Below are 7,529 nucleotides of genomic sequence, written 5' to 3'. Positions count from 1 at the left end.
CATCAACGAGGAATGCGTCAGACAGGCTGTCCGGACCGGGCTCGGGCTGAACGCGAAGATCAATCTTCGCTCGGTGTTCGATCGGAAAAACTATTTCTATCCCGACCTGCCGCAGGGCTATCAGATCAGCCAGTACAAGTCGCCGGTGGTGGGTGAGGGGGAGGTGCTTGTCGAGCTCGACGGCGGCCGCAGCGTCAACGTCGGCATCGAGCGGCTGCATCTGGAGCAGGATGCCGGCAAGTTGCTGCACGACCAGTCGCCGTCGCTGTCCTTTGTCGATCTCAACCGCTGTGGCGTCGCTTTGATGGAGATCGTCTCAAAACCGGACATCCGCGACGCCGAGCAGGCCAAGGCCTATGTGACCAAGCTGCGCTCGATCGTGCGCTATCTCGGCACCTGCGACGGCGACATGGAGAAGGGAAACCTGCGCGCCGACGTCAACGTCTCGGTGCGTCGTCCCGGCGGGCCGCTCGGCACCCGCTGCGAGATCAAGAACATGAACTCGATCAACTTCATTGGACAGGCGATCGAGTACGAGGCGCGGCGCCAGATCGAGATCCTTGAAGATGGCGGCGAGATCGACCAGGAGACACGGCTCTACGACCCCAACAAGGGCGAGACGCGCTCGATGCGGTCGAAGGAAGAGGCGCACGATTACCGCTACTTCCCCGATCCCGATCTCTTGCCGCTGGAGTTCTCGCAAGAGTTTGTCGATGCGCTGAAGGCGGAGTTGCCCGAACTGCCGGATCAGAAGAAGACGCGCTTCGTCGCCGACTTGGGTCTGTCAGCCTATGATGCGAGCGTGCTCGTCGCCGAGCGCGAAAGCGCTGACTTCTACGAGACCGTGCTGGACAGGCTCGGCAATCGCGCGCGCGACGGCAAGATGGCGGCGAACTGGGTGATCAACGAGCTGTTCGGCCGTCTCAACAAGGAAGGCCGGGCTATTTCGGGCTCTCCCGTCGCCGCCGAGCAGCTTGCCGCGATCATCGACCTGATCGGCGAGGGTACGATCAGCGGCAAGATCGCCAAGGATCTGTTCGAGATCGTCTGGCAGGAGGGCGGCGATCCGCGCGCGCTCGTCGAAAGCCGCGGCATGAAGCAGGTCACCGATCTCTCGGCGATCGAGAAGGTGGTCGACGACATCATCGCGGCCAATCCCGACAAGGTCGCGCAGGTCAAGGATAAGCCGCAGGCGCTTGGCTGGTTCGTCGGCCAGGTGATGAAGTCGTCTGGCGGCAAGGCCAACCCGCAGAGCGTCAACGACCTGCTCAAGTCCAAGCTCGGCATCTGACGCGATGCGGTGACGGCGCGTGCCGTCACCGCGATCCTGCCTTCGCGCATCCGTCGCGCGCATGCGGCGACACCGACGTCGCCTCGATCGCACCGTCCACGTCCAACCGAATCGCCATCTTCGATTCGTGCAAAACGGCGGCTGCGAGCACGCTCCGGCGAGCGGTCGCGCCGTTAAGCATGAAAATATTTTCATTGCCAAAATTCACGACTCAGAGTCCGCGAAACGCACTTCGTGCGCCTTCGAGCGAGACGCAACGCGCGACGGAACGTCGATCGCGCGCAATGTGCGAATGCGGAATGGGCTTGCAGCATAGGGTTTTCTTGCAATCGATGCTTTCGCCGGCGCTGATGCGGCAGGCACTTTCCGCATAGACGATCGAACGACTCGTCGAGCGCGTGCGCGAAGCGCGGAGTACTTGCGCGCTTTGCTCCGTCAACACTTCCTTAAGCGAGAAGATGTTTTTTTCGCCGTGTTGGTGTATTCGGGATGCAGTGCATTCGATCCCCGAATGCACGCAGCGATTAAAGCCATCTCACACATCGGAGGGCAACATGGCCAAGAAAGCGAAGAAGGCGAAGAAGGCGAAGAGCGCAGTGAAGAAGACTGCGAAGAAGACCCGCAAGGTCGCGAAGAAGAAGAAGTAACTTCGCTTCTGAAGTCGCCGGCCTCTCTGACGGCCGGCACGTCATCAGCGCCTTCTGCGATCTGGTTTGCCTCAGGCAGGGCAGGTCTCAGTCAACCGGGCTCTGATCGGCGATAGAGGGTGTCGGCGAGACATCAGGTCAACGGTCGGATCGTCCTTCCTTGCCGAGCTTGCTCGTCAAGGTCTGGTCCGGCAGAAGAAACCAGTTTTCTTCGTTCGGTGCGGTTCGCCTTTATCGGCCCCGCAATTTCATGAGTAGCCTCGCGGCCAAAATGAAATCTGGTCCTGACGTGTTCGCCGACGCCCTCGTTCGAGTAGCCGGGATCCTCGCCGGCGTTTTCATTTTCCAAAGTTTCAGGTCCAAGGCGTGACACGCAGCCGAACAGGCTTGCGCCCCCTGTGGTCCGACTGCGCGCCCACACTCCGGCGTCATCGCCCGGCTTCGACCGGGCGATCCAGTATTCCAGAGGCAGTGACGCATACGGAGAAGTCGCAGCGTACTGGATTCCCCGCCGTCGCGGGAAATGACGGCTCAGGAGGTGGCTGCGATCGTGCGCCTCTCACCACGCGCGATGGTTATCATCGTCCGAAGATCCGAACGGTAAACAAAATCTGACGGATCGCAGAAGTGCTTGAGAATCCCTGACTTCTTGCATTTTCGCAGCCGCGCCGCGTGACCTCGCGTTTACGTCCCCTTCATCGCGATACTTAAACTGCCATTCAAATTTGCTCGCCAAGATCGCCTCAACAAGCCGGCAAGAGCGGCATGGGGACGAGTTGAACAGTTTGGACGGGAGCCGCGCTCGGGGGAACGAGGCGGCACAACAATAAAGGGGATGCGACATGTTTCAGGGGACTTTCGATCTGGAGACCGCGACGCCGATCGACGCGACTGCGTTGTCGGACGTGCTGTTCGAGCGGGGCATGTATTGGGCGAGCGGCCGCTCCGGCCTCGTCGATCTCATCGCTGCGCATAAATGGTTCAACCTCGCGGCGTTGAAGGGCCGTAGGGACGCGATCGCGCTTCGCCAGGAAGTCGCCGGGCAGATGTCGGATGCCGAGATCGCAGCCGCGCAGCGCGAGGCGAGGGCCTGGGCCACCGCGCACTGACCGGTTCACTCCGCCGCAGGGAACCGAACTTTGACCGATCGATGCGATCGCGCCAAGGTGACCTTAGGCCGACCTCGTGATGAGATCAGACGGCAAACGAGGCCGGCGCTTCGCCGGCGCAATGCCGGCGCCACATTTCGGTGAGGGCCTTTTCGACGTCTCGCGCCATGCCGACAGTATCGAAGAGAGGCCAGGTGGACCGATGCGTCGCCAGCTTGCTCTTGAGGGCGGTTCGAAGTTCGGAGTCGTGCGCGATCCGAAGCGCCAAAGCCTCATATTCGTCCAGCGATCGCGTCACCAGTTCAGGAAGGCCGACAGCATTCAGGAGACTGGCTGCAACACGTCCCGCAAAGGCGGTGCCGAGGCATGTCAGGACCGGCAAGCCAGCCCACAGGGCGTCGCTGGCCGTGGTATGGGCGTTGTAGGGCAACGTGTCCAGGAACAGATCGGCAAGCTGGTGGCGCGCCAGGTGTTCGTCGATAGCGATGGGTGGGGCAAACACGATTCTCTCGGCGGCGATGCCGCGCGCAACGGCTTCACGCCTCAGGTTCTCACTGGCGATCGGGCCCCCATCAAACAGCCAAAGGACGCTGCCGGCGGTCTTGGTAAGCAGCCTCATCCAGACATCGAACAGCCGGGGCGTGATCTTTAATGTTTTGTTGAACGCGCAGTAGACGAATGCATCGTCCGGCAGCCCGACCTCGCTTCGGGCCGGTGCATTTGACAGGGGCGGTCGCCTTGCGTCGGTCGCCTGATAGCTGTTGGGGAGATAAATCACCTTTTCGGCGTAATACTTCTGCTCTGCTTCGGGGATGACGATCCGGTCGGCCATGATGTAGTCGATGTACGGCGCGCCCATCGTGCCGGGAAAGCCGAGATAGTTGACCTGGATGGGAGCCGGCCGGTGCGCAAGGATTTTCGGCCGCGCAAGGGCGGTGAAGCCTCCGAGATCGACGAGGACCTCGATGTCGAGCTGGCGTATCAGCTTGACCACGTCCTCGTCGGCAAGGTGCCTGACGTCTTCGAAGCGCTCGAATGCTGCCTTCACGCGGTCGCGCATCTTGCTGCGGTCATCCGGTCCGTAGGAGATGGCGCTTATGTCGAAGCGCTCGCGGTCGTGCTCCTCGAAAACTCCGGCCATCAAATGCGCGGTGGCATGATTGTGAAAATCGGCAGACACGTACGCGACCCGCAGCCGGGAAGCCGGTGACGGCGTTCTGGGTCTCGCGGCACCTCGCTCCGGGGCGACATTGGCGACATATGTCTTCGCACAGGTCAATTGGTGTGCGGGAGACGACGAGGCGAGAATGAAGGTGAGGGGATCGATCGCCACGCCGGATTCTGCGGCCTCGTCCAGGGCGGCCCGCTCACGTTCGAAACTGCGCCAGTCGGCGCGCTTCTGCCTGGAATCAACGAGCTTGCTCAGCGCGAACGGGAAGGCCTTGTTCAGTGAGACCGTTCTTTCGAGCGCCTCGATCGCTTCGTCGTGTCGGCCCATTTGGGTAAGGACCTCAGACAAGACGAAATGGTACTGTGGATTCGACGGTGTGAGCTCGACGGCCCTTTGGTAGCTGTCGTGTGCTTCGTCGAGCTGACCGAGCTGCTGGAATGCACTGCCTCGGTTCAAGAACGCTGCGCTCGATGGCGCGATCGCAATGGCACGATCAAGCTCCGCGATCGCGCCGTGAAGCTCCTTCCGTGCAAGCAGGATCGCTCCGCGATTGAGATGCGCATCGGCGAAGTCCGGCGACAGGGCAATCACCTTCGCAAGCCAGGCGAGCGCATCGTCTGTCTTGTCCAATGCACGCAGCACGTTGGCATAGTTGAAAAGAACGTCGGGATTGCCGGGGTCGACGCGGGCAGCCTTCTTGAGCAATGGCTCGGCGTCCGCGAAATTGCCGCGGTGGGCCTGCAACAGCCCCAGCATATGCAGCGCGACGGGATGTGTTCTGCTTCCCTTCAGGATGGTCGTGTAGCCGCGTTCCGCATCCGACAGTTTGCCCGAACGGTGGGCCGCAATCGCCTGGTCCAGAATAGCCGACGGATGGAGTGAGGAGGGGGCCGAAGCTCCCTTGTTGCGGCTTTGCTGCGACATGTGATTGGGTTTCCGGACCCCGATGGCGGGTCTGTGCTTTGGCGAACTGGTGCAAAAAGACTAGTCGCCTTTACTTGAGAGAACAACGCGGCTCGTGCTGCAAGGCACGAAACAGCGCTCGTGCCGAGTCTCCACGCGCGACCAACTGACGCGATGGCTGCCCGATGTGCGGGCGTGACGACGGCCGGCGCTCCGGACGTCAGCCAGTGCCAACCTGTGCTTGGCTTTCCTCGCTGCAAAAGCTTTCATGTGCAAAGAAACCCGCCAGCCTCAATTCTGCCGCTTGCGGCTCGCCGCCGGGTCGGGCATACCCGGCGAAGCCGGAGACGTGGCCGAGTGGCTGAAGGCGGCGGTTTGCTAAACCGTTATAGGCTTGTAAAGGCCTATCGAGGGTTCGAATCCCTCCGTCTCCGCCAGAACATAGTTCGCCCCCGTTCGCTAGCCTCCGAAAACCCCCTGTGAATACACGATAATTCGGGTTTTGTCAGTCTTGCCCATTCGCCGCCATTCGCCTAAATTCGCGGTTCCGGTGTGGGTACAGGAGGGGGTAAATGGCGGGCGGAAAGCTTACGGCCCTTGAAGTGACCAAGGCGAAGACGCCTGGAATGTATGGCGACGGTGCCGGGCTCTACCTTCAGGTGAAAGGGGACGGCAAGGAACGCATCTCCAAGTCGTGGATCTTCCGATATCGCCTCAACGGCCACACCAGTAAGACGGGGAAGCCGCTGGCGCGGGAGATGGGTCTGGGCTCGCTTGAGACGTGGAACCTCTCAGAAGCCCGTGAGCGGGCCCGCAAGATGCGTCAGCTCATCGACGAGGGAAAGGACCCCATCGAGGCCCGCAAGCTCCAGGACCAAGCCAGCGCGCTGGAGAAAGCCAAGACGACCATCTTCCAGGATTGCGCCAAGGCCTACATCAAGGCGCACCGGTCGGGCTGGAAGAACGCCAAGCACGGCGAGCAGTGGTCGGCCACTCTGGAGACCTGGGCCTATCCGATCATCGGCAAGCTGCCCGTCGGCGGCATCACCACCGACCTGGTGCTGAAGGTGCTCGAGCAGCCGGTTGGTGACCACCCGGACGCGCCGACGTTCTGGACTGCGCGCACCGAGACGGCGAGCCGCGTCCGCGGTCGCATCGAGAACGTGCTGGACTGGGCTAAGGCAAAGAAGCTGCGCGACGGCGACAACCCGGCGCGGTGGAAGGGGCTGCTCGACAAGCTGCTGCCGGCGCCCTCGAAGGTCTCACCGGTGGAGCACCACAAGGCTCTGCCATATGCCGACCTGCCGCGCTTCATGGCCGAGCTCCGCCGGCGGGACAGCCTGAGCGCCCGGGCCCTCGAATACACCGTTCTCACAGCCGCCCGGACGAGCGACACGATCGGCGCGGTGCGGACTGAGGTTGACCGAGCGGTGACCACCTGGACGGTCGCCGCGGCCCGCCTGAAGGGCAAGAAGGGCGCTCGCAAGCGGGATCATGTCGTGCCGCTTAGCGACCGCGCCCTAGAGATCCTGGAGAAGCAGCCGGAGCGGTCGGAATACCTATTCGCCAACGAGGCCGGCGAGCCTCTGTCCAACATGGCCATGTTGGAGCTGTTGCAGGGCATGGGCTTCGGGGAGGACCTGACCGTCCACGGCTTCCGGTCGACCTTCAAGGACTGGTGCACCGAGCAGACCGGCTTCCCGAACGAGATGTCCGAGATGGCGCTGGCGCACACGGTCTCGGACAAGGTCGAGGCGGCCTACCGCCGCGGCGACATGCGCGAGAAGCGCCGGCGCATGATGGCTGATTGGGCGGACTATTGCGCCAGCCCGCCGGTGAGCGATATGAGCAATGTCAGACCGCTCAGAGCTTAAAGCGGAAATAGGGTTGCACGCGAATTTAGTGATTTTTCACCAAGAATCGGCTTGATTGGTGCTGTATCCCTGTTCCATCGTCAGCGCCTCAGGACAACAGAGCTCTTTCTCTCATGGCAGAACACGACGAACAGGGATCAAAGGTACAGCTGCAGTTCCACTATATAAAGGTTGCAGACTACCGTGAAATACCGTGCCACGGGGCGCTGGGCGGGTTGACACCCGCCGGCCAAATTTGCATGTCCCTCTTCTCTGAACGCGGGCCGATCCCAAGAGTTGTGGAGTACGACGTCTACGGGAGGCCCGGAGACCAGATCGCGTTCACAGAGACTGGTCAGACACCGAGCAGGGTAGAGACGCGCTCTGGGATTGTTCGCAATGTCCATTGTTCAGCGTATCTCAACCTAGAGACGGCCAAGCAGCTTCACGAGTGGCTGGGTGCGCAAATCAAATTGGCGGATGGCAGCAAATGAGATTCCTAGCTTTCCAGGCTAGCTATGGCTTGACGTCGTCGGGATCTGGACTCCGTACGCT

At 61.6% G+C, this 7,529-nt stretch carries 5 protein-coding genes and 1 tRNA gene; 4 read left to right on the top strand and 2 right to left on the bottom strand.

What is annotated here, in order from left to right; translation table 11 throughout:
* Nucleotides 1-1,291 (top strand): Asp-tRNA(Asn)/Glu-tRNA(Gln) amidotransferase subunit GatB (gene gatB / locus SO140_RS41325; protein ID WP_498543936.1); only part of this gene is annotated, 1,291 nt, incomplete at its 5' end.
* A gap of 25 nt (nt 1,292-1,316) precedes the next feature.
* Here the strand turns inward: gatB and SO140_RS41320 are convergent.
* On the bottom strand, nt 1,317-1,499 hold the full coding sequence (locus SO140_RS41320; protein WP_449380882.1) for a hypothetical protein: 183 nt from the start codon (nt 1,497-1,499) through the stop codon (nt 1,317-1,319).
* Between the two features lie 1,281 nt (nt 1,500-2,780).
* On the opposite strand from SO140_RS41320, the gene SO140_RS41315 reads away from it, so the two are divergent.
* Nucleotides 2,781-3,047, top strand: a complete 267-nt coding sequence (locus SO140_RS41315) for a hypothetical protein (protein ID WP_449380881.1) — start codon at nt 2,781-2,783, stop codon at nt 3,045-3,047.
* Nucleotides 3,048-3,132: 85 nt separating this feature from the next.
* Here SO140_RS41315 and SO140_RS41310 read toward each other — a convergent pair whose 3' ends face one another.
* On the bottom strand, nt 3,133-5,142 hold the full coding sequence (locus SO140_RS41310) for a tetratricopeptide repeat protein (RefSeq protein ID WP_449380880.1): 2,010 nt from the start codon (nt 5,140-5,142) through the stop codon (nt 3,133-3,135).
* Nucleotides 5,143-5,464: 322 nt separating this feature from the next.
* On the opposite strand from SO140_RS41310, the gene SO140_RS41305 reads away from it, so the two are divergent.
* Both SO140_RS41305 and SO140_RS41300 read left to right on the top strand, forming a co-directional pair.
* Nucleotides 5,465-5,558 (top strand) — tRNA-Ser (locus SO140_RS41305).
* Between the two features lie 135 nt (nt 5,559-5,693).
* Nucleotides 5,694-6,995, top strand: a complete 1,302-nt coding sequence (locus SO140_RS41300) for a tyrosine-type recombinase/integrase (RefSeq protein WP_498543935.1) — start codon at nt 5,694-5,696, stop codon at nt 6,993-6,995.
* Nucleotides 6,996-7,529 lie beyond the last annotated feature (534 nt).

Source organism: Bradyrhizobium sp. UFLA05-108 (assembly GCF_059803455.1).
Note: the sequence above shows the minus strand (reverse complement) of the source record. Positions and strands in the feature narration are given on the sequence as shown.

Excerpts from the sequence above, each read along its gene's own strand:
- SO140_RS41310 (WP_449380880.1), bottom strand. The coding sequence starts at position 5,142 with ATGTCGCAGCAAAGCCGCAACAAGGGAGCTTCGGCCCCCTCCTCACTC.
- SO140_RS41300 (WP_498543935.1), top strand. The coding sequence starts at position 5,694 with ATGGCGGGCGGAAAGCTTACGGCCCTTGAAGTGACCAAGGCGAAGACG.
- SO140_RS41315 (WP_449380881.1), top strand. The coding sequence starts at position 2,781 with ATGTTTCAGGGGACTTTCGATCTGGAGACCGCGACGCCGATCGACGCG.